This window comes from Pantoea sp. LS15 (assembly GCF_012241585.1).
Lineage (GTDB): Bacteria > Pseudomonadota > Gammaproteobacteria > Enterobacterales > Enterobacteriaceae > Enterobacter.
This window is the reverse complement of the sequence record NZ_JAAVXA010000002.1, coordinates 400,434-423,008: the sequence shown is the minus strand read 5'-3', so window position 1 is coordinate 423,008 and position 22,575 is coordinate 400,434. Positions and strand designations below refer to the sequence as shown.

General features: G+C 52.3%; 20 protein-coding genes. 8 read left to right on the top strand and 12 right to left on the bottom strand.

Going from position 1 to position 22,575, the window contains the following annotated elements:
• Positions 1–79 precede the first annotated feature (79 nt).
• Genes etk through HED65_RS05410 form a run of 3 tightly spaced genes read right to left on the bottom strand, consistent with a single transcriptional unit; the run spans position 80 to position 3,866 of the window.
• Positions 80–2,278 (bottom strand): tyrosine-protein kinase, encoded by a 2,199-nt coding sequence (etk, locus tag HED65_RS05420; protein WP_114977734.1) that lies wholly within the window; start codon positions 2,276–2,278, stop codon positions 80–82.
• Complete coding sequence (locus HED65_RS05415) at positions 2,278–2,727, bottom strand: arsenate reductase/protein-tyrosine-phosphatase family protein (RefSeq protein ID WP_114977733.1); 450 nt, start codon at positions 2,725–2,727, stop codon at positions 2,278–2,280. The genes etk and HED65_RS05415 overlap by 1 nt, the downstream gene beginning before the upstream one ends.
• Positions 2,727–3,866, bottom strand: a complete 1,140-nt coding sequence (locus HED65_RS05410; protein ID WP_114977732.1) for a polysaccharide export protein — start codon at positions 3,864–3,866, stop codon at positions 2,727–2,729. The genes HED65_RS05415 and HED65_RS05410 overlap by 1 nt, the downstream gene beginning before the upstream one ends.
• A gap of 471 nt (positions 3,867–4,337) precedes the next feature.
• Here HED65_RS05410 and HED65_RS05405 point away from each other — a divergent pair, with 471 nt between their 5' ends.
• Together HED65_RS05405 and HED65_RS05400 are read left to right on the top strand one after the other, a co-directional pair.
• A complete protein-coding gene (locus HED65_RS05405) occupies positions 4,338–4,652 on the top strand; it encodes an RcnB family protein (RefSeq protein WP_114977731.1) in 315 nt (104 codons plus the stop codon).
• Positions 4,603–5,082: a GNAT family N-acetyltransferase gene (locus tag HED65_RS05400; protein ID WP_114977821.1), complete on the top strand. Its 480-nt coding sequence runs from the start codon at positions 4,603–4,605 to the stop codon at positions 5,080–5,082. The genes HED65_RS05405 and HED65_RS05400 overlap by 50 nt, the downstream gene beginning before the upstream one ends.
• A 93-nt stretch (positions 5,083–5,175) precedes the next feature.
• On the opposite strand, the gene apbC is transcribed toward HED65_RS05400, so the two are convergent.
• Complete coding sequence (apbC, locus tag HED65_RS05395; protein ID WP_114977730.1) at positions 5,176–6,285, bottom strand: iron-sulfur cluster carrier protein ApbC; 1,110 nt, start codon at positions 6,283–6,285, stop codon at positions 5,176–5,178.
• Positions 6,286–6,422: 137 nt separating this feature from the next.
• On the opposite strand from apbC, the gene metG reads away from it, so the two are divergent.
• A complete protein-coding gene (gene metG / locus HED65_RS05390; protein ID WP_114977729.1) occupies positions 6,423–8,456 on the top strand; it encodes a methionine--tRNA ligase in 2,034 nt (677 codons plus the stop codon).
• A 31-nt stretch (positions 8,457–8,487) separates the two neighbouring features.
• On the opposite strand, the gene HED65_RS05385 is transcribed toward metG, so the two are convergent.
• From HED65_RS05385 to HED65_RS05375, 3 genes are read right to left on the bottom strand one after another with little or no spacing between them, the layout of a single operon-like run.
• The gene (locus HED65_RS05385; RefSeq protein WP_114977728.1) at positions 8,488–8,958 is read right to left on the bottom strand and encodes a YehS family protein; all 471 of its coding nucleotides are present in this window, start codon (positions 8,956–8,958) and stop codon (positions 8,488–8,490) included.
• A 46-nt stretch (positions 8,959–9,004) separates the two neighbouring features.
• A complete protein-coding gene (btsR, locus tag HED65_RS05380) occupies positions 9,005–9,724 on the bottom strand; it encodes a two-component system response regulator BtsR (protein WP_114977727.1) in 720 nt (239 codons plus the stop codon).
• Positions 9,718–11,403 carry a sensor histidine kinase gene (locus HED65_RS05375; RefSeq protein ID WP_114977726.1) on the bottom strand — a complete coding sequence of 562 codons (1,686 nt, stop codon included), beginning with the start codon at positions 11,401–11,403 and terminating at the stop codon, positions 9,718–9,720. The genes btsR and HED65_RS05375 overlap by 7 nt, the downstream gene beginning before the upstream one ends.
• A gap of 217 nt (positions 11,404–11,620) precedes the next feature.
• Here HED65_RS05375 and mlrA point away from each other — a divergent pair, with 217 nt between their 5' ends.
• Positions 11,621–12,361, top strand: a complete 741-nt coding sequence (gene mlrA, locus HED65_RS05370) for an HTH-type transcriptional regulator MlrA (RefSeq protein WP_114977725.1) — start codon at positions 11,621–11,623, stop codon at positions 12,359–12,361.
• A 69-nt stretch (positions 12,362–12,430) separates the two neighbouring features.
• Complete coding sequence (locus HED65_RS05365) at positions 12,431–12,544, top strand: protein YohO (protein ID WP_008500895.1); 114 nt, start codon at positions 12,431–12,433, stop codon at positions 12,542–12,544.
• On the opposite strand, the gene HED65_RS05360 is transcribed toward HED65_RS05365, so the two are convergent.
• The 4 genes from HED65_RS05360 to osmF are packed head-to-tail and all read right to left on the bottom strand — an operon-like array spanning position 12,519 to position 16,269.
• A complete protein-coding gene (locus HED65_RS05360) occupies positions 12,519–13,256 on the bottom strand; it encodes an ABC transporter permease (RefSeq protein ID WP_114977724.1) in 738 nt (245 codons plus the stop codon). The genes HED65_RS05365 and HED65_RS05360 overlap by 26 nt on opposite strands.
• Entirely contained in the window at positions 13,240–14,190 is a 951-nt protein-coding gene (locus tag HED65_RS05355) for an ABC transporter ATP-binding protein (protein ID WP_114977723.1), read from the bottom strand. The genes HED65_RS05360 and HED65_RS05355 overlap by 17 nt, the downstream gene beginning before the upstream one ends.
• On the bottom strand, positions 14,183–15,340 hold the full coding sequence (locus tag HED65_RS05350; protein ID WP_114977722.1) for an ABC transporter permease: 1,158 nt from the start codon (positions 15,338–15,340) through the stop codon (positions 14,183–14,185). Before HED65_RS05350 ends, HED65_RS05355 begins: the two co-directional genes overlap by 8 nt.
• Before the next feature lie 11 nt (positions 15,341–15,351).
• Positions 15,352–16,269: a glycine betaine ABC transporter substrate-binding protein OsmF gene (gene osmF / locus HED65_RS05345; protein ID WP_114977721.1), complete on the bottom strand. Its 918-nt coding sequence runs from the start codon at positions 16,267–16,269 to the stop codon at positions 15,352–15,354.
• Positions 16,270–16,702: 433 nt separating this feature from the next.
• Here osmF and HED65_RS05340 point away from each other — a divergent pair, with 433 nt between their 5' ends.
• Both HED65_RS05340 and HED65_RS05335 read left to right on the top strand, forming a co-directional pair.
• Complete coding sequence (locus HED65_RS05340) at positions 16,703–17,266, top strand: type IV secretion protein Rhs (RefSeq protein ID WP_114977720.1); 564 nt, start codon at positions 16,703–16,705, stop codon at positions 17,264–17,266.
• A 370-nt stretch (positions 17,267–17,636) separates the two neighbouring features.
• Positions 17,637–18,119, top strand: coding sequence for an Hcp family type VI secretion system effector (locus HED65_RS05335; RefSeq protein ID WP_114977719.1), 483 nt, complete (start codon positions 17,637–17,639; stop codon positions 18,117–18,119).
• A gap of 194 nt (positions 18,120–18,313) precedes the next feature.
• Here the strand turns inward: HED65_RS05335 and bglX are convergent, their stop codons facing one another.
• Entirely contained in the window at positions 18,314–20,611 is a 2,298-nt protein-coding gene (bglX, locus tag HED65_RS05330) for a beta-glucosidase BglX (RefSeq protein ID WP_114977820.1), read from the bottom strand.
• A 189-nt stretch (positions 20,612–20,800) separates the two neighbouring features.
• Here bglX and dld point away from each other — a divergent pair, with 189 nt between their 5' ends.
• Entirely contained in the window at positions 20,801–22,525 is a 1,725-nt protein-coding gene (gene dld / locus HED65_RS05325; RefSeq protein ID WP_114977718.1) for a D-lactate dehydrogenase, read from the top strand.
• Positions 22,526–22,575 lie beyond the last annotated feature (50 nt).

Here is a 22,575-nt window from a genome sequence, read left to right as displayed (position 1 = left end):
AGGTCATCTTAGCGAGCTATGCGTCGTTTCGCTGTAAAGAAGTGTCGCGAGTGTACTATTTTGCCACGCTGTTAAAACATTAATCCTTGCGCGGTTGCTGTGTCGTGCTATGACCATACTCGTATTGCCCATAGCCTGAATGGTAATACAGAGCTGCTGACTTCACGACGTCGTTCAGCACGGTACCTTTGATCCGCGCACCCATTTGTTGCAGGCGCTTGATGCTGTTCTCCATCTCTTTCAGGCTGGTCTTGCCAAAGCGTGCGACCAGCAATGACGTTGCTGCCACCCTGACTGCCACAGCGGCATCAGTCACAGCCAGCACCGGCGGGGTATCGAGGATCACAAGGTCATAATGCTCATCTGCCCATGTCATTAGCACGCTGAAGCGATCACTCATCAGCAGTTCTGAAGGCCGCGATGGAACCGGCCCACAGGTCAGCACATCAATATTGCCTTTTTCATAGCGCTGAATCGCCTCCTGACACGCACATTTTCCATCGAGCACCCCGGAAAGTCCGGTGTGGTTTTTTAAACCGAATACGTTATGGACATACCCCTCACGCATATCCGCGTCAATGAATAACACCCTGAGCCCGGCCTGTGCCTCAATGGCTGCCAGTGAGGTGCTGACAAGCGTTTTTCCGCAGTCCTGCGTGGGGCCAGAAATCATGACGATTCGGTTAGCGGCATCCTGCAACGTGAAATGCAAGCTGGTGCGCAACCCCCTCACAGCCTCAACAAAAATATCTGCGGGTCGGTCGACAGGCAGGAAAGGCACATCGGTAATCTTGTGACCCCAGCGCGAGCCAAATACTCTTTTCCTGTGCAGGTGCGTTTTTTTCCACAGCCACATCGAACGCGGTAATGTTGCCATCACCTGTACTCCCAGCCCTTCCAGTTGCTCGGAGGTGTTGAGACCACGTCTGAGCGCAATGCGGATCAGCACCAGACCCATCGAGAATATCAGCCCCATCAGGGTGCCAAAAACAATAATCAGCGGCTTTCGCGGTTTAACAGGATCAGGTTGCGTCACCGCGCTGTCGATAATTCGCACGTTACCGATGGCGCTGGAGCGTGAGATGTTCAGCTCTTGCTGACGTGTGAGTAGCTGCAGGTAGATTGTCCGACCTGACTCCACATCCCGACTGAGGCGCAAAATGTCCTGTTGAGTCGAAGGCATGGCTGAGACACGCTGATTCAGGCGAACTTTCTCCTGTACCAGCGTCTGGCGTTTTTCACGCAATGCGCGGTAATTCGGGTGATCTTTCTTAAAGAGTTGAGAAATCTCCGCCTCACGAAACGTCAACTCGTTGAGCTGGTTTTCGATATTAACAATCTGTTCAAGAACCGATTTCGCTTCCAGAGAGAGATCGACCGAGTCACGCTGTTTGCGATACTGATTCAGCCGCTCTTCGGCCTGATCGAGTTCGCTTCTGATTTTCGGTAACTGCTGCTGTAAAAACGCAAGACTTCGTGAATCCTGCGCTTCCTGACGGGCAATATTTTGCTGCAGGTAATTGTTGGCAATACGGTTGAGCACATGGGCAATACGATCAGGATCGTTGCCGGTCAGGGTGAGCGTCATCACTCCACTCTGTTTCGCCGATTCAACTACGCTAAACTGGTTACTCAGCGCATTGATTGCCTCCAGACGGGAACGGGTTTGTAGCGTGAATTGCGTGCCCGTTGGGGCATTCAGTTTCGCCACCAGCAGGGAAACTCCCTCCTTTTCAAAAGGCTTACCCTCTCTACCCTCCGCATAAAAATTGTCGCCCTCCAGTCGGTATGCGCCTTTTTCCAGCACCGTGAGTACAAGGGAGCGGAGTTTTCCTTCAATAAGTGGCAGTTGCAACCAACCAAGGGCGATCGTCGCTGGTTTACGGCCCTGCAACTGCGCCCACAGTTGCCCTACGACAGGGAAAGTACGCCACGTCACGTGCTGCGTTAAACCTAATTCATCAACTGTAGCGCCCAGGATCATGCGCGATTTAAGCAGGAGTATTTCGGGTTCCACATCGGGAGACATCTCATTACCAAACTGTCTTAAATTTTTGAGCAGGCTATTATCCTGCTTTCCTTCCACCTGAATTAAGGCATCCGCGCGGTATACGGGCGTGGCCAAAAAAGCATACAGCCCCGCCAGCAAGGTAAAAATGACAGTCATCGATAAAATGACTGCACGATGATCGATCATTTCACCGAGTAGACGAATGAGATCAATTTCATGATTTTCCGGTGTTGTGGCACCGTAACTGCCTGTTGTGTAAGACGACATTAACGCTTCATTCCTTGTTGACTCAAACGATGAGCCCATTCCTGGCTGGCTTTGCCCAGCAGCCCGAAAACATAGTCGAATGCTTCACGGCTTTTACGATAGGGATCGGGGATGTCCTGCGGCTCCAGCCATTGCCCAAAGAGCAGCGATTTACCGCGAATTTCCGGGGCCATGGCAGAAATAAAGCGAAGATGTGCAGGTTCCATCACCAGAATAAGATCCGATTCCCGCATAATCTGCGGAGTTAATTTGCGCGCGCGATGTTCATCGAGAGAGAGCCCATGTCGCCCGGCCACGTCCTGTGCGCTGATATCCGCCGGGCTTCCTTCCAGCCCAAATATGCCTGCCGAGGTTATCTGTTTTCCCGGTAGTAACTGGCGTAACAACCGCTCGCCAATTGGTGATCGACAAATATTGCCGGTGCAGACCACTAAGATGGAATCGAACATTATTGCGGCCACGATCTGATATAACGGACCGTTTCGGTCAGATCATGAACACCACTGATGGTCGGCACGAGCTGAGTAATAACGCGATTCCAGCGCGACAGCGGTGCCGTAGTGACATAAACAATGTCGTAGGGTTCAAGCTGGAATTCGGTGCCCAACACCATCGCAGAGGCATCCTGCGCATTAAGCTGATAAATGTTGGCGATTTTTCCCGCATTATTGCCTTTAGCAATAGAGCGAATGACAAAAATACCCGTCGCATCGGCCATGTTCTGGTTCAGCCCACCCGCATTGCTCAGCGCTTCGGCGAGGGTCATCCCACTCCTGTCCATCTTCAGCGTGCTCTGCTTGATCACTTCCCCCATTACAAAGACTTTCAGTGCGTCATTGCGTGGAACAAAAAGAATATCACCCGGGTAGAGCAGCTTATTTTGCGTCAGGTCGCCGTGCTGCATCAGTGCGTACAGAGAGAGGCGTGAATCTTTCCCCTCGTGAGTGAGAACCACGTTGCGCCAGTCAGCGTCAGCAGAAAGCCCCCCTGCCGCGTTGACGGCATCCATAACTGTGACTGGAATATTGGTGATAGCCTGCTGGCCAGATTTGGCAACTTCGCCAGTGACATACGCTTTTTGCGAGCGGAAGGCCGCCACGCTGACATCCACCTGCGGGCTTTCGATCACGTTCTCCAGGCGTGTGGCGATCTCCTCTCTGACTTCAGAGACCGTTTTTCCCGCGACGGTGAGTTTTCCTACATAGGGATAAAAGAGTGTACCGTCCGCGTTCACCCAGTTACCGGCATCACTGGCACTGCGGTATTGCCCAGCCGGAGTTGTCAGTTCAGGATGATCCCAAACGGTAACAGTCAAAATATCACCTGCTCCAATGCGGTACTCCCAGTTTCTGAGTTGCTCATCCAGCTTAGGATTTGGCTGAGATTTCACGACCGCAGGACGCAATTTTTCAATCAGAGAAGGGGTAAGAGGATAAAGATCCACACGCTTATCAACATTATTATTTTCATCACCCGTCATGATGATGTTTTTCCCTGATGAGCTTAATGCTTGCCCGGGAGAAAATACACAGCCAGTCAACTGACTTATCACCAGGAATATTACAAATAGTGCGGTTGTATTTTTCATTAAAATTAATTAATCATTCATGAGCGCAAAAAACATATAGAAAATAATTCAGGAAGAATCATCAGATTCATCAACACTCTGTTTTTCATGCAATTAAGTATAAACACACATCATCTAATGATGCGCAGGATGAATTTAAGAAACGGAAAGCAGTTGAAATGAAAATTAAACCGCTCCGTTATCATAAGTTTAAGTTGCCTTTAAAGAAAATGCATGTTTCCCAGTTCACAAACTTAGAGCAATTTCCTATTTTCAGAATTAATTAAAAAACACATTGCTGCACTGAATTAATCTTAGGAAATATCATTCATAAACAAAATGGTATTAACCGTTTGATCTACACAAAACCGTCCACTTTTGTTACATTTTTTTTCTAACAGGGTCTGCTGGGATACTTAAAATAGGCTGTCTGCCACATCGTCATCACAACAGCAGACTGAGAGTATCAGTAACGGTTTAAGTGGAGAAAAAATGGTTAAGCGTAAATTGCTGCTTCTGGGTGTCTTACTGTCTCTGGCGGGATCTGCATTCGCAGCACCATCCGGCATCAAGGCCTATGAAGAACAAGAGTTCATTGCTGATTTCACGAAGTTCAAAATTGGCGACACCGCACCTGCGCAGTATCAAACGCCCGAGTACACCATCAAACAGTACCAGTTGCGTAACCTCCCGGCACCGGATGCCGGTACACACTGGACCTATATGGGCGAGAATTACGACCTGATCGGTGATGCTGATGGCAAGATCTACAAAGCCTATAACGGAGATATCTTCTATCATCGCTGATTCGATCCTGATTCGCCCGTGGCAGGAGAGCGATCGCCCTTTCCTGCGCACGCTCTACCTGCATGCCCGCCGGGAAGCCTGGCCATGGCTGGACAATTCTCAGTGGCAGCTGGAAGACTTTGATGCGGCAACCCGCGACGAAGTGATTTGGGTCGCCGTTCAGAACGGTCATCGTCTGGGTTTTGCTTCGGTCTGGACGAACGATAATTTTCTGCACAACCTGTTTGTTGACCCGCAGTACCAGAGCTTTGGGGTCGGACACTTGCTCCTTGAGCAGGTGCAGAAGACGTTTACCAGCACAGGGGCGCTGAAGTGTCTGGAGAAGAATTCGCGGGCTATTGCGTTTTACCAGCGACACGGCTGGCACATTGAGTCGAAGGGAAATTCTCCGGACGGAGAGTACTATCTGATGCATTACCTGCCTGGGTAAAGTCAGGTGGCGCTACGCTTACCTGACCTACAAAACCGTATTTCGTAGGCCGGGAAAGGCGAAGCCGCCACCCTGCAATTCAGAGCTGGGAACTTACACCGCGCGGAACGCGATTTCGCCCGGTATCACTTCACCCTGCCAGTAGAGCTGCGCTGCAACGCGCCCCGCCAGTTGGCGATACATCTCAGCAAATTCGCTGTCCGGACGGCTGACAACCGTCGGTTTTCCGCTGTCGAGATCCTCACGCAGAGTGATATGCAGCGGCATCTGACCCAGCAGTTGGGTGTGATATTTCGCGGCCAGTTTTTCTGCCCCACCCGTACCAAAGATCGGTTCGTGGTGACCGCAGTTGCTGCAGATGTGCATGCTCATGTTCTCAACAATACCGAGCACCGGCACTTCCACTTTCTCGAACATCACGATGCCTTTTTTGGCGTCGATCAGCGCGATATCCTGCGGCGTGGTCACCACAACCGCTCCCGTGACCGGAATGTTTTGCGCCAGCGTCAGCTGAATATCACCGGTACCCGGTGGCATATCCAGCACCAGATAATCCAGATCCGGCCACATCGTCTCCTGTAGCATCTGCATCAGCGCTTTGCTGGCCATCGGGCCACGCCAGACCATGGCGTTATCATCGGTGACCAAATACCCAATGGAGTTGGTCGCCAGACCATGAGCCATGATGGGGGCCATGTGAGTGCCATCCGGCGAGGTTGGACGCTGGTTTTCCGCCCCCAGCATGTTTGGAATAGAAGGCCCGTAGATATCGGCATCAAGAATACCGACCTTTGCCCCTTCTGCCGCCAGCGCCAGCGCCAGGTTAACCGCGGTGGAGGATTTACCTACCCCGCCTTTGCCTGAACTCACGGCAATAATATTTTTCACACCGTTCACGCCCGGCTGGTTTTTCACCCGCTTCAGGGTAGCGATGCTGTGGGTCAGCTTCCAGTCAATCGCTTTTGCACCGGTAATGCGCAGCAGTTCAGAGCTGGTTTGCTCTTTCAACGCGTCAAATGCGCTGGTCCAGACGAACGGCATCTGCAACTCAATGTGCAGGGTATCGTCCAGCCAGGCGACGTGGTGCAACGCTTTCAGCGTCGTAAGATTATGTTTCAGGGTTGGATGCTGAAAGTTAGCCAGCGTCCCGGCGACCATTGCTCGTAAGGCTTCCGGTGATTTGGCCTGGGATTGAGAACTCATCCCGACTCCTTTGTTCTTGTGAATAAGACCTTAGATGAACAAGTTTACCTGAAAGGCCGTGGTTTGTGCTTACTTAATAATGCCCCTTTTGGTAATATCAAAAACCCTTTTCACAGTTAAAAGAAGTAATGCCTACTATGACTCAAGTCGCGAAGAAAATTCTGGTAACGTGCGCACTGCCGTACGCCAACGGCTCAATCCACCTCGGCCACATGCTGGAGCATATCCAGGCTGATGTCTGGGTCCGTTACCAGCGAATGCGCGGCCACGAGGTTAATTTCATCTGTGCGGACGATGCCCACGGCACGCCGATCATGCTGAAAGCTCAGCAACTGGGGATTTCCCCGGAGCAGATGATTGCCGAAATGAGTCAGGAGCATCAGACTGATTTTGCTGGCTTTGACATCAGCTACGACAACTATCACTCCACGCACAGCGACGAAAACCGTGAGCTGTCGGAGCTGATCTACACACGTCTGAAAGAGAACGGTTTTATTAAAAACCGCACAATATCTCAGCTGTACGACCCGGAAAAAGGCATGTTCCTGCCGGACCGTTTCGTCAAAGGCACCTGTCCAAAATGTAAATCCCCGGATCAGTACGGCGATAACTGCGAAGTGTGCGGCGCGACCTACAGCCCAACCGAGCTTATCGAGCCGAAATCCGTGGTGTCCGGCGCAACACCTGTGATGCGTGACTCCGAACACTTCTTCTTCGACCTGCCATCCTTCAGCGAAATGCTGCAGGCGTGGACCCGCAGCGGCGCGCTGCAGGAGCAGGTGGCGAACAAGATGCAGGAGTGGTTTGAGTCCGGTCTGCAGCAGTGGGATATCTCCCGTGATGCGCCGTACTTCGGTTTCGAAATTCCGAATGCACCGGGGAAATATTTCTACGTCTGGCTGGATGCGCCAATCGGCTACATGGGCTCCTTCAAGAACCTGTGCGACAAACGTGGCGACACCGTCAGCTTCGACGAATACTGGAAGAAAGATTCCACTGCCGAGCTGTATCACTTCATCGGTAAAGACATCGTCTACTTCCACAGTCTGTTCTGGCCGGCGATGCTGGAAGGCAGCAACTTCCGCAAGCCAACTAACCTGTTCGTACACGGCTATGTGACGGTGAACGGCGCGAAGATGTCCAAGTCCCGCGGGACGTTCATTAAAGCAAGCACCTGGCTGAACCACTTCGATGCGGACAGCCTGCGCTACTACTACACCGCGAAACTCTCTTCCCGTATCGACGATATCGACCTGAATCTGGAAGATTTCGTACAGCGCGTGAACGCCGACATCGTCAACAAAGTGGTGAACCTGGCATCCCGTAACGCGGGCTTTATCGCGAAGCGTTTTGACGGCGTGATGGCAGCCGAACTGGCTGACCCTGCCCTGTACAAAACCTTCACCGATGCCGCAGCGACTATTGGCGAAGCGTGGGAAGCACGTGAGTTCGGTAAAGCCGTGCGTGAAATCATGGCGCTGGCAGACCTGGCTAACCGCTACGTGGATGAACAGGCTCCATGGGTGGTGGCGAAACAGGAAGGCCGTGATGCCGATCTGCAGGCTATCTGCTCCATGGGTATCAACCTGTTCCGCGTGCTGATGACGTACCTGAAGCCGGTTCTGCCACAGCTTGCTGCACGTGCAGAAACGTTCCTGAACACTGAACTGACCTGGGATGCGATTGCTCAGCCGCTGCTCAGCCATAAAGTGAACACCTTCAAGGCGCTGTATAACCGCATTGAAATGAAACAGGTTGAAGCCCTGGTTGAAGCCTCTAAAGAAGAAGTGAAAGCCGCTGCGACCCCAGTCACCGGCCCGCTGGCTGACGACCCGATTCAGGACACCATCACTTTTGATGACTTCGCGAAAGTCGATCTGCGCGTGGCGCTGATTGAAAACGCAGAGTTTGTGGATGGCTCCGATAAACTGCTGCGTCTGACACTGGATCTGGGCGGCGAGAAACGTAACGTCTTCTCGGGTATTCGTTCCGCGTATCCTGACCCACAGGTGCTGATTGGCCGCCAGACAGTCATGGTCGCTAACCTGGCGCCACGCAAAATGCGCTTCGGCATCTCTGAAGGGATGGTGATGGCCGCAGGCCCTGGCGGGAAAGATATCTTCCTGTTAAGTCCTGACGAAGGCGCAAAACCGGGTCAGCAGGTGAAATAACAAAAAAGCCGGAGATTATCTCCGGCTTTTTTTATGGTTTCGCGCTGTGTATGCGATTCGTCAGCCCACGCAAGAAATAGCGCATAAACTGGTCGCCGCACTCGCGATAGTTCTTATGGTCCGGTGCGCGCATCATGGCTGTTATCTCTGGCATCGACACGCGGAATTTCTGCTCGGTCATGATCGCCAGGATATCGTCAGTCTTCAGTGAAAACGCAATACGCAGCTTTTTCAGCACCGTATTGTTGTTTACGCGACGCTCCAGTGCCAGCTCTGGTGCAGACTCATCTTTACCGCGCTTGTCATAGATCAGACCGTTCAGGAAGCCAGACAGAATAATGTCCGGGCAGCGGACAAACCCCTCTTCATCTTCTTTGGTCATCCAGATATCAAAACCAGACGACGTGGACTCCATGTCGGAGAGCGCAAGAATGCGCACCATGTCGTTATTATTCGCTTTCAGGGTGTAGCGCAGGCTACGGAGTATATCGTTACTGAGCATAGAGCCTTCGAATGTCGATGATGCAATGGCGCGCAGTGTACCAGCTTTACAGGCCAATCGCCTCTTTCAAACTTTTCAGGTAGCGACGACTGACGGGCACCGTTTGCCCTGCGCGCAGTACCAGTTCTGCCTGACCGTTATCTTCCAGGCGGATCTCTTTCAGGTGCGCCATGTTCACCAGATACTGGCGATGGCAGCGAATGAGCGGCGTGCGGCTCTCCAGCGTCCGCAAGGTCAGCTCGGTAAACCCTTCATTTCCTTCCGCACTGGTAACAAATACGCCGCTCAGACGGCTGCTGACAAACGCCACATCATCCATCTGCAAAAGATAAATCCGGCTGTGTCCGGTACAGGGAATAAACTTCAGCGGCTGCTGGTTCTCGGGCAACAGCGTGACATCCTGAACGGTACGCTCCTGGCGTAATCGGGTCAGGGTCTTTTCCAGCCGCTTCTCTTCAATCGGCTTGAGTAAATAATCAAACGCGTGCTCCTCAAAGGCTTTAACGGCATATTCGTCAAACGCGGTCAGAAACACGATGTAGGGACGATGCTCCGGATCAAGCATCCCGACCATCTCCAGCCCGCTAATTCGGGGCATCTGAATGTCGAGGAACAACACGTCCGGGCGCAGTTTGTGGACAGCACCAATAGCCTCAATGGCGTTCGAACACTCACCCACAATCTCAATATCAGGCTGCTCCTGCAGCAGAACGCGCAGGTTTTCCCGTGCCAGCGGCTCATCATCCACAATCAGCACTCTTAGCATGCGTTTTCCTCCAGCGGCAGTCGTACGGTAATACGGGTGAATCGGTCTGGCTCACAGGCGACGGTGATGCCGCAGTCATCGCCAAAATGGGCACGCAGACGTTTATCCACCAGACTCATGCCTAAACCCCCTGAGGCAGAAGGCTGGTAAAGCCCGGCGTTATCTTCGATATCGAGCACCAGATGATGATTAAAACGGCTGGCGGAAATAGTGACCTCCCCAATACCCAGAAGCTGTGAGGTACCGTGTTTGATGGCATTTTCTACAATAGGCTGCAGGGTAAAAGCAGGAAGATGTTGATGGGCCAGCTCATCCGGTACGGAGAGCGACACCTGTAGGCGCGACTGGAAACGTGCCTGTTCAATCTGCAGATAAGCATTAACGTGCTCAATCTCATCGGCCAGGGTCACGATCTCAGAGGGACGCTTCAGGTTCTTACGGAAAAAGGTCGACAAAAACTGCACCAGTTGCGCGGCCTGATCGCTGTCGCGGCGGATAACCGCTTTCAGCGTATTAAGGGCATTAAACAGGAAGTGCGGGTTCACCTGGGCATGCAGGAGTTTAATCTCTGACTGGGTCAACAACGCCTTCTGGCGCTCATACTGCCCGGCCAGGATCTGTGCGGAAAGCAACTGGGCTATCCCCTCCCCCAGCGTGCGGTTGATTGAACTGAACAGGCGATTTTTCGCTTCATACAGTTTGATGGTACCCATCACTCTCTGGTTTTCTCCGCGCAACGGAATGACCAGCGTAGAACCCAGTTTGCACTGCGGATGCAGCGAACAGCGATAAGGCACTTCGTTACCGTCGGCATAAACCACTTCGCCGGTTTCAATGGCGCGCAACGTATAGGCTGAGGAGATGGGTTTACCAGGCAAATGGTGATCGTCTCCGGTACCGGTAAAGGCCAGCAGCCGCTCACGGTCGGTTATCGCCACGGCACCGATATCCAGCTCTTTATAGAGAACCAGCGCAACCTTCATGCTGTTTTCTTCGTTAAAGCCCTGGCGCAGTATCCCTTCCGTCGACGCGGCAACCTTCAGCGCTGTTGCGGAAAACGCCGAGGTGTACTTCTCAAACATGGCACGTTTATCGAGCAAAATACGCATAAACAGCGCCGCACCCACGGTGTTGGTCACCATCATCGGGGCGGCAATGCTGTTCACCAGATGAAGTGCATCCTCAAACGGGCGGGCGATCAGCAAAATGATCGCCATCTGTGCCATTTCGGCGACAAAGGTAATCGCGCCTGCGGTCAGTGGGCTGAAGACTTTATCCGGACGGCCACGTTTGATCAGGTAGCTATGCACCAGGCCACCGAGCAGCCCTTCTACGATCGTGGAGATCATGCAACTGAGTGCCGTCATCCCGCCCATGGAATAGCGATGCAAGCCACCCGTTAAACCGACAAGACCACCGACGACGGGACCGCCAAGCAATCCCCCCATCACCGCGCCGATAGCGCGTGTATTAGCAATAGAGTCTTCGATATGGAGGCCAAACCAGGTCCCCATAATGCAGAATATGGAAAATACGACGTAGCAGAGGAATTTGTGCGGCAGACGGACAGTGACTTGCATCAGCGGAATAAAAAGGCGCGTTTTACTCATCAGCCAGGCAATGACAAGGAACACGCACATCTGCTGAAGCAACAACAGCACCAGATTAAACTCGTACATACTCAAAACCGCACACGCTAAAAACGCGTAACATACACTGATAAGGGGTTACTTTCTTTGAAGCACCCCAAAAAAGCGCAAAATCGTGTTCGTTATCACACCTTTTTCTGAATATCGCGCATGCTTCGCATTGTTTGTTCAAAAATCAATCAATCCTTCCTGGTTCGGCAAAGTGGGTCTACATTTAAACTGGGAAAGCGTGAGCCAGGGGGCGAATATGGCGCTTTACACAATAGGTGAAGTAGCACTCCTTTGTGATATCAATCCCGTTACTCTACGGGCGTGGCAACGGCGGTATGGATTACTCAAGCCGCAAAGAACAGATGGCGGACATCGCCTTTTCAACGATGCCGATATCGACCGGATCCGTGAGATTAAAAGCTGGATCGACAACGGTGTGCAGGTTGGCAAAGTAAAGTCTCTGCTTTGCCAGGACGATCCTGACACACAGCACCTCTGGCGCGAACAACGGGAAACCCTGCTAAGACTTCTGCAGGCAGGCAACCTGCAGCGCCTGCGCGCATGGATAAAAGAGCAAGGGCGCGATTATCCGGCACAAACGCTGATCACACATCTTTTCATTCCGCTTCGCCGTCGTCTGCAGTGCCAGCAGTCCACCCTGCAGGCGCTGCTCAGTATGCTTGATGGTGTGCTTATCAACTACATTGCCGTCTGCCTTGCCTCCGCGAAGAACAAGGCCGGGAAAGATGCGCTGGTGGTCGGCTGGAATGTGCACGATACCACCCGCCTGTGGCTGGAAGCCTGGATTGCAACGCAAAAGGGCTGGCGCGTGGATGTCCTTGCGCATTCGCTGGCGCAGCTGCGGCCCGAATTTTTCGATGGCCAGACTCTGCTGGTCTGGTGTGGCGAAGTGCCATCCGCCTCGCAGCAACAGCTGCTGACGGAATGGCGTGAACATGGTTACCCGGTTTACTCACTTGGCCCGGATGAACCGTAACGGCATTTAATGGTTCATTAACAGCTGCGCTTCACCGTATAATTGTTCTGTTAACAACAGGAGCAGATGATGAAGGCAACCAAACTGGCCATTATTACCCTTTTTGTCCTGATGGCCGTAAGCGGTATCGGCGGCGTGATGCTGGCAGGATATTCGTTTATTGTTCGCGGCGGTGTCGGCTGAGGTGCAGCGCCAGCCGCTCAAAAATGCGATCGACGACGATTGCCGCCAGCGCGACCAGCACCGCCCCCTGCACAATATAGGCCGTATTAAACCCGCTTAAGCCGATAATAATCGGCGTTCCCAGCGTATTGGCTCCTACCGTCGAAGCAATTGTTGCCGTTCCGATGTTGATAATCACCGACGTGCGGATCCCGGTAATAATCACAGGCGCGGCTAATGGCAATTCAACCTTACGTAGCTGCTGCCCACGACTCATCCCCATCCCTTCAGCCACACTCAATACAGACGCAGGTACTGCCGCGATACCCGCCAGCGTGCCCTGCAGAATGGGCAATACGCCATATAAAATCAGCGCAATAATTGCCGGCTGCTGACCAAAGCCCATGACCGGAACCGCTATCGCCAGCACCGCCACCGGTGGAAACGTCTGACCAATGGCCGCTATCGTCTCAACCAGCGGACGAAATTCCCGGCCTGCTGGCCGTGTCACCGCAATGCCAGCCCCCACTCCCAGCACAACAGCGATAGCGCTTGAAAGGGCCACCAGCCAGAGATGTGCCAGGGCAAGATTAATAAAGCTCTCCTGCTGATAGACTGGTCGTGGCAGCCCGGGAAAAAGGGTACTGAACAGCGCCGCGCTGTGTGGCATCAGAAACAGTAAGGCGACAAAGATGGCTACCAGCCAGAGAAGCGGATCACGCAGTGTCTTCACGTATCACCTCCCCGGCCAGCAGATCGCGAAAATGCAAGGCACCACACGGCGCACCGCGGGCGTCCGCAACAGGTAGCACCTCACACTGACCCGCAACAAACGCGGAGAGCGCATCCCGCAGGCTCATCTGCTCCTGCAACGGTTCACCACCCACCGGCGCATCTTCCCGACGCATATAGTCGCTGACCGTCCGCAGGGAGAGCAGCCTGACCCCCAGTTCGCTACGGCCAAAAAACTCACGCACAAAATCACTTTTCGGATGGCTTAACAGTTCGAGCGGGGTCCCCTGCTGAACCACTTCGCCGTGATCCATCAGCACCAGATGGTCCGCCAGGCGCAGGGCTTCATCAATATCGTGTGTCACGAGAACGATCGTGCGTCCGAGAATGCGGTGAATACGGGTCATTTCCGCCTGCAGCGCCCCGCGCGTGACCGGGTCAAGCGCACCAAAGGGTTCATCCATCAACAATACCTGGGGGTTGGCCGCCAGTGCGCGCGCTACCCCCACCCGCTGCTGCTGTCCTCCGGAAAGCTGGTGCGGATAGCGGTCACGCAGTGAGGGCTCTAACCCCAGCAGAGACATCAATTCATCAACCCTGTCAGCTATTTTTGCCCGCGACCACTTCTCCAGTTGCAGCACGGTGGCAATGTTCTGCGCCACTGTCCAGTGAGGAAACAGGCCTATCGACTGAATGGCATATCCCATCCGGCGACGCAATTCCAGCACCGGCAGGCTGCGGATCTCCTCTCCTGCAAAGCGGATCAAACCGCTATCATGCTCAACCAGACGATTGATCATCTTCAGGGTGGTGGATTTTCCCGAGCCCGAGGTGCCAATCAGTACGGAAAACGCACCCTCGGCAAAGTTCAGGTTCAGGTGGCTTGCCGCGGGGCGTCCCGCAAAAGTTTTACTGACATCATGAAATTCAATCATTGGCTCTTCTCCTGAGTAGCGCGAGCCATAAGGCAAACAGCGCGTCGACGACAACCGCCAGCGCAATCGTCGGAACCACGCCTAATAGCACCAGATCCAGGGCACTACTTAGCAGCCCCTGGAATACCAGCGCGCCGAAACCGCCCGCCCCAATCAGCGCCGCAATGACCGCCATGCCGACGGTCTGAACCGCCACTACCCGCAGGCTACGCAGCAGCAGGGGCAGTGCCAGCGGAAGCTGTATCTGCCAGAAACATTGTCGCGTGCTCATCCCCATCGCATGGGCGCTTTCCAGCACATCCGGGGCGACCTGGCTTAAGCCCGCAACCACGCCACGTACCAGCGGCAACAGTGCATACAACACCAGCGCGATCAGGGCGGGGGTTAATCCCGTTCCGGCTATACCTATTGTTCCCAACACAGGAAATGACTTCACCAGCCCGGCCAGGGGGGCAATCAGCAGACCAAATAGCGCAACGGAAGGGATAGTCTGGATAACGTTCAGCACGGCAAAAACGCCCCCCTGACGTGAAGGATGGCGATAACACCACATGCCCAGCGGGATCCCGAGCAGGAGAGCCGGGAAGAGCGTACCGAAGAGAATGGTCAAATGTTGCGTCAGGGCATCATCAAACACCTCCTGACGGTTGGCGTACTCCTTTAAAAGCGAGAGATTGTTCAGCTCGCCACTAAACAGCAGGAGCAATGGAATAACCCATATCTGCGCATTAAGTACCCAGCGCCAGACGGACGCAGAGATGAGGCGACGTATAGCATCGCTGCAGGCGAGCAGGCACAGCGCCAGCCACAGCCACAGGCCGCTCCCCACCGTCGTTCTTGCCAGCGGACTTTCCGCTGACGCCATATGCGTTGCCGCAAGCCCTGCTCCCCAGAAAAGGGTGATAAAGAGCCCTTCAGAGAGCAGTAACGTCAACCATTGCGCTGTACGACCTTGCCAGAGCGATAGCGCAACCCACACCCCCGGCGCCACCGCCAGCAACCACGGCGTAAACGACCAGACTTCCCAGAGAGCACGCCCCTCCCCCGACATCAGGCGATTAGGGGCAACATTTACAAACGGTAACGCGACCGCTGCGATGGTCACACAGGCCAACAACAGCAGTACGCGGTTATGACATTTTATTGGCACAGCTTTTCCCGTTACTTCACAAGCCCTTGTTGTTTCAGGAAGTCGGCGGCCACTTTTTTGGCATCCAGCCCCTCGACGGCAATGCTGGCATTCAACTGTTGCAGCGTTTTTTCATCCAGTTTTTCGAAAACAGGTTTGAGCCAGTCGGCAATCTCCGGGTAGGCTTTCAGCACTGCCTCACGTACCACCGGCGTCGGGGCATAAATCGGCTGCACGCCTTTTGGATCGGCCAGGGTTTGCAGACCAAGCGCTGCCACCGGACCGTCGGTACCGTAGGCCATTGCCGCGTTTACACCAGAGGTTTGCTGTGCTGCGGCTTTGATGGTCACCGCCGTATCGCCGCCTGCCAGAGAGAGCAGTTGCGCCTGGTCAAGCTTGAAACCATAGGCTTTTTCGAACGCAGGTAGCGCATCAGGACGCTCGATAAATTCTGCCGACGCCGCAAGCTTAAAGTCGCCCTTCTCTTTCAGGTAACGGCTGAGATCCGCCAGCGAGGTCAGCTTACCTTTCTCCGCCACGTCTTTACGCACCGCGATAGTCCAGGTGTTGTTGGCCGGAGCCGGAGTCAGCCAGACCAGCTTGTTCTGTTCAGCATCGAGCTTTTTGACTTTGTCATATCCGGCTTTGGCGTTTTTCCATGCCGGATCGTTTTCATCTTTGAAGAAGAATGCCCCGTTACCGGTGTATTCCGGGTAGATATCCAGCTCACCGGAGGTAATCGCGCCGCGCACGACAGGCGTAGTGCCCAACTGGACTTTATTGACGGTTTTGACGCCGTGGCTTTCGAGCACCTGCAAAATGATATTGCCGAGCAGCGCGCCTTCGGTATCTATCTTTGAGCCCACTTTTACCGGCTCCGCTGCCTGTAACGGCAGACTTAGTGCCGCCAGCAGCACCGCAGATCCCAACATCCCCTTTGCAATCGTCATTCCGCTATCCTCATATTTTTTGCTGCCTTTTTCAGAGGCTTGAGAGAAAAGCGTAGCTTAAAACGGCGCGATTAACCGTCAAAATGACTTTTTAGCATAAGGTAAGAATCATCCCCATAACCAGCGAGATCTTCAATCAGTATCTGACACTGAGAAGCAGCATGAAACTACTGGCATGCAAACGCTCTGTTTTTTTACTTACTGCCGCCAAAATATCGGCATGATGCCAGTCAGGTTTCTGTATGCAGAAAAATCATGTTTCCACTTGTTCATTTTATCCGTTGCATTAAGTTGCCAGTAACTTAATTTACCTGTGTGAACTATTTTATTTTCATTTTGATTTAGAGCAATATTTAATCACATGAGAAGTGTATTTTAATAAATAAATTGAAATCAAATATTCATTGTATGAATAAAAAAGGAATTTATATTTATGCCACTTCAATTTGAACCTCTGGACTTCTCACCCATCAGGTTCCCTCATATCGACAGAAATGGCTTGCGCGTAATGCGAGCGGGTGAAATCCTTTTAGCGCAACAATTATACGGGAACAGTATTCATTATGGAAAAGTCTGGATTCATCACGGTAGTTTTCTTCCTTTTGACATGCAGGAGAACCATACTGCAATGACTCCCGCCGGAGAAATATGGTTTGAAGAATATTTATATATTGATGACTTTTCTATCGGCAATGTCAGTCTACAGCATATTTTCATGCATGAATTGATGCATGTCTGGCAAAGAGAACGGGGGATGAATGTTATGTTGAGAGGTGTCACCTCTGGTATATCAAACTATCACTACAGCCTGGATAAATATCGCCTCTCTGATTATTCGATGGAACAACAGGCTTCCATCACCTCTGATTACTGGCTTATTAAAAACCATACATCATATGATCCCGGAAGTTTAAAATTACTCAAACCCAATCCTGACAAACCGCTCTCAAAATTATTAGCCGAATATGAAAGAATACTAGGAAGTTTCCCAAATTGAAAAATGAAATATTACTATTGCTATGTAGCCTTATGCTTTCTTCATGTTGCTGGGAACGGCAAATTGCAATTTATCCCGGTGATGCCAACATTTCAAATGAATCTGTTTGTATCTCTTCATCAAGGGGGAAAAATCTATCATTCTACAGCGTAGAAGCCAGAAAACTTCGTTCACCGCACGATGGTAGTACTATGATGGTCTCTAAACTCATACAGTCACAAACGCCATATTGTTTTAAATTAAAAGTTGAATCACTCATGGGTTACACTCTTTTTTATCGTTTGGATAATAAACCATATACAGTAGATTTTATAACTGATAGCCACGCTAATATCTATTCACGCCATTACACTGATAAATAAGGATTGTTATGTCATTACCATCTTATATGTTTTTATATGATGAAAACGGAATTTTAATTCCAGGAGATTGTACCGCCACAGGAAGAGTTGGCTCTACAGAAGTAGCAAGCTCACAATTTGGTGTTTTTCAGGCAATGGATTCCTTCACAGGTCGTTACAATGGTACACGGCAGCACGATCCATTTGTTTTCCGAAAAGAAATTGATAAACTAACTCCTTACATGTTCATTTCTGTTTGTCAAAACAGGCGTTTCAAAAAAGTTGTATTTAAATATTATGAAGTTTCAACAGCAGGAATAGAAATGGAAACATTTAATATTGAAATGGAAGAGGCTGGGATATGTTCATTTAAATTTGGCCATTCTTTTACTTCAGGCTCTCTTCATTCCAATATGAATGAAATTATTGGGTTACGCTCAACCAAAATTACAGTTAACTATTTACCCGGTAATGTTTCCTATTCTGACTCCTGGTATACTGAGCGTCAATAACTAACCCTCGCTTTGCACTGAATATCATATACTTATTCTTTTTATATGATATTCAGCAGCTTCACAGCTTCAGTACTGTACCGTACAACTTTTCCCATTCTTTAAGTATTTCTTTCCCAGAGCGGGTGATGATCCACTCCTCTGATAAGTCCCTCCGTCCCTCCCCCCATTGAGGAGAGGGACGGTAAACACCATTACAGCAGTTCGAACTCGCCTTTATTCACCCGGGCAGAATCCACGCCGATAAACACGTTGAATTTGCCAGGCTCAGCATCGTATTTCATCTGCTGATTCCAGAACTTCAGCGCGTCCACGTCAATTGGGAAGCTGATGGTTTTGGTTTCGCCAGGTTTCAGGTTGACCTTTTCAAAGCCACGCAGCTGCTTCACCGGACGGCTCATGGAGGCCGTCACATCCTGGACGTACATCTGGATCACCGTAGCCCCTTCGCGCTTACCGGTGTTAGTCACCTCAACGCTGGCTGTCACTTTACCGTCACGCTTCAGGCTCGGGGACGACATTTTCACGTCAGAGACCTTGAAGGTGGTGTAGCTCAGGCCATAACCAAACGGATACAGCGGGCCGTTAGCTTCGTCGAAGTAACGAGACGTGTACTTGTTCGGTTTGTCGGCGTTGTACGGACGACCGGTGTTCAGATGGCTGTAGTAAACAGGGATCTGACCAACGGAGCGCGGGAAGGACATCGGCAATTTGCCCGACGGGTTATAATCGCCAAACAGTACGTCGGCAATCGCGTTACCGCCTTCGGTACCGGCGAACCAGGTTTCCAGAATGGCGTCAGCCTGCTGGTCCTCTTTTACCAGCGCCAGCGGACGACCATTCATTAGTACCAGCACCAGCGGCTTGCCGGTCGCTTTCAGGGCAGCGATCAAATCGCGCTGGCTTTGCGGAATGGTGATATCGGTACGGCTGGAAGCTTCATGCGCCATCCCCTGCGCTTCTCCCACAACCGCCACAACGACATCAGACTGTTTTGCCGTCTTAACCGCTTCGTCGATCATCTCTTTCGGCGTACGCGGGTCAACCTTCACCGCTTCCTCATACTGGTTGAGGAACGTCACGATGTCTTTATCGTTAGTGACGTTAGCCCCTTTGGCATAGACCACCCTGGCGTTTTCACCGACCGCGTTCTTAATACCCGTCAGCACGGTCACGGACTGTTCAGCGACGCCCGCTGCGGACCAACTCCCCATCACGTCGCGCTTGCTATCGGCCAGCGGGCCTACCACGGCAATGGTACCGGATTTTTTCAGCGGCAGTGTGTCGAGGCGGTTCTTCAGCAGCACCAGGCTTTCACGCGCGACTTCACGCGCTTCTTTACGATGCAGGCGGCTTTCGGCGTTGGTATCTACCGGGTCAGAGTCTTTTGGCCCCAGGTGACTGTACGGATCGTTAAACAGCCCCATGTCATATTTCACGTTCAGCACGTGACGCGTGGCATCGTCCAGCTCCGCCATCGTTACCTTGCCGCTCTTTACCAGCCCCGGCAGGTATTTGCTGTAGTACTCGTCGCTCATGCTCATGTTAATGCCGGACTTGAGCGCCACGCGCACGGCATCTTCCGGATCGGATGCGGTACCGTGTTTGATCAGTTCTTTAATGGCGCCGTGGTCAGAAACGGTGATGCCCTTAAAGCCCCACTGGTCGCGCAATACGTCTTTCAGCAGCCAGGAATCAGACGTCGCAGGTGTGCCGTTCAGCGAGTTGAGCGCCACCATCACCGCACCGCTGCCCGCATCCAGACCAGCCTTGTAAGGCGGCATATAGTCATTGAACAGGCGCTGCGGGCTCATATCGACGGTGTTGTACTCTTTACCGCCCTCCACTGCACCGTAAGCGGCGAAATGCTTAACGCTGGTCATGACAGAGTAACGGTCTGCCGGGCTTTTGCCCTGCATCGCTTCCACCATGGTTTTACCCATCGTGGCGGTTAAATACGTATCTTCACCAAAGCCTTCGGACGCACGGCCCCAGCGCGGATCGCGGGAGACGTCGACCATCGGTGCCCAGGTCATATTCAGGCCATCATCTGCCGCTTCATACGCGGAAACTCGTCCCACGGTTTTCACTGCGTCGAGGTTAAAGGAGGAGGCTAAACCAAGGCTGATAGGGAAGACGGTGCGCTGACCGTGCAGCACATCATAGGCGAAGAACAGCGGTATTTTCAGGCGACTGAGTTCCATCACCTGGTCCTGCATTTTGCGGATATCCTGACGGGTGACGGTATTAAAAATCGCCCCGACCTGGCTATCCTTAATCATTTCACGGATGGCCTCTTTCGGGTTATCCGGGCCAACGCTGATAAGACGCAACTGGCCGATTTTCTCATCGACCGTCATTTTCTTGAGCAATTCCGTCACAAACGCGTCCCGGGCTTCAGGCGTAAGCGGATGATTGCCAAACAAATCCTCTGCCAGCGCGGGTTGCAGCGCCAGGCTGACGGCAACACCTACAGAACATAGCCATTTCATGTTGTTATACTCTCTCATCAATAACCGCCGGAAGATCTCGGCCAAACCGTGCGAAAGGCGCAGTGTGCCACAAACCCTCTGAACGTTGCAGGGTTATTCTCTGATTTTTCTCGTGAATACTCGACCGCTTAACAGTTAATCGCGCTATGCTTTACAGCGAGAAATTTGCCCCACCACAAGGAGTGGAAGATGTCTTCTGTTCAAACTCACAATAACACGACGTTTATCAACGAACTGTCGCGCCTGGTTGGCTCCTCTCACCTGCTTACCGACCCGGCCAAAACCGCCCGCTACCGTAAGGGGTTTCGCTCCGGTCAGGGCGAGGCGCTGGCGGTGGTTTTCCCCGGTACGCTGCTGGAACTGTGGCGCGTGCTGAGCGCCTGCGTCACCGCAGACAAGATTATTTTAATGCAGGCGGCCAATACCGGCCTGACCGAAGGCTCAACGCCGAATGGCAACGATTACGATCGTGACATTGTCATCATCAGCACCCTGCGCCTCGACAAATTACACCTGCTGGATAAAGGCGAGCAGGTGCTCGCCTTCCCTGGTACAACGCTCTACTCCCTGGAAAAAGCACTTAAGCCGCTGGGTCGTGAGCCGCACTCGGTGATCGGTTCGTCCTGCATTGGCGCCTCGGTTGTCGGTGGGATCTGCAACAACTCCGGCGGCTCACTGGTACAGCGTGGTCCCGCTTATACCGAGATGTCGCTTTTTGCCCGTATTGACGAAAACGGCAAACTGACACTGGTTAACCATCTGGGGATTGATCTGGGCGTTACGCCGGAACAAATCCTCAGCAAACTTGACGATGATCGCGTTAAAGATGAAGACGTTCAGCACGATGGCCGTCATGCACACGATCACGATTACGTTACCCGCGTAAGGGATATCGAAGCCGATACGCCAGCCCGTTACAACGCCGATCCGGATCGCCTGTTTGAATCTTCTGGCTGCGCGGGTAAGCTGGCGGTTTTTGCGGTACGCCTCGACACATTCCCGGCAGAGAAAAAACAACAGGTGTTTTACATCGGTACCAATCAGCCTGAGGTTCTGACCGAGATCCGTCGCCATATTCTGGGTGAATTCACGCACCTGCCCGTGGCGGGCGAATATATGCACCGGGATATTTACGACATTGCCGAGCGCTACGGCAAAGACACCTTCCTGATGATCGACAAGCTCGGCACCGACAAAATGCCGTTCTTCTTCACGATGAAGGGCCGCACCGATGCGATGCTGGAGAAAGTGTCGCTGTTTAAACCTCACTTCACTGATCGCTTTATGCAGAAGTTAGGCAACGTCTTCCCGGCGCATTTACCGGAGCGGATGAAAACCTGGCGCGACAAATATGAACACCATTTACTGCTGAAAATGGCCGGTGACGGGATTACCGAGGCGCAGACCTGGTTGAGCGAATTCTTCAAAACCGCCGACGGGGATTTCTTTGCCTGTACCCCTGAAGAAGGCAGCAAAGCCTTCCTGCACCGTTTTGCCGCTGCGGGTGCCGCCATCCGTTATCAGGCGGTGCATTCAGAAGAGGTGGAAGATATTCTGGCGCTGGATATCGCCCTGCGACGCAACGATACCGAGTGGTTTGAACACCTGCCGCCAGAGATCGACAGCAAGCTGGTACACAAGCTCTATTATGGCCACTTTATGTGCTACGTCTTCCATCAGGATTACATCGTTAAAAAAGGGGTCGATGCGCACGAACTGAAAGAGCAGATGCTCACTCTGTTGCGTGAACGTGGCGCACAATATCCTGCGGAACACAACGTCGGTCATCTTTATAAAGCCCCTGACGCACTTAAGCAGTTTTATCGCCAGAATGACCCTACAAACAGCATGAACCCCGGTATCGGTAAAACAACGCGGAAGAAATACTGGAAAGAGAGTACCGACACGGAATAGCAGATTACGCAAGCTTCTGATTAATTCCTACAGCCAAATTTGAGAGATTG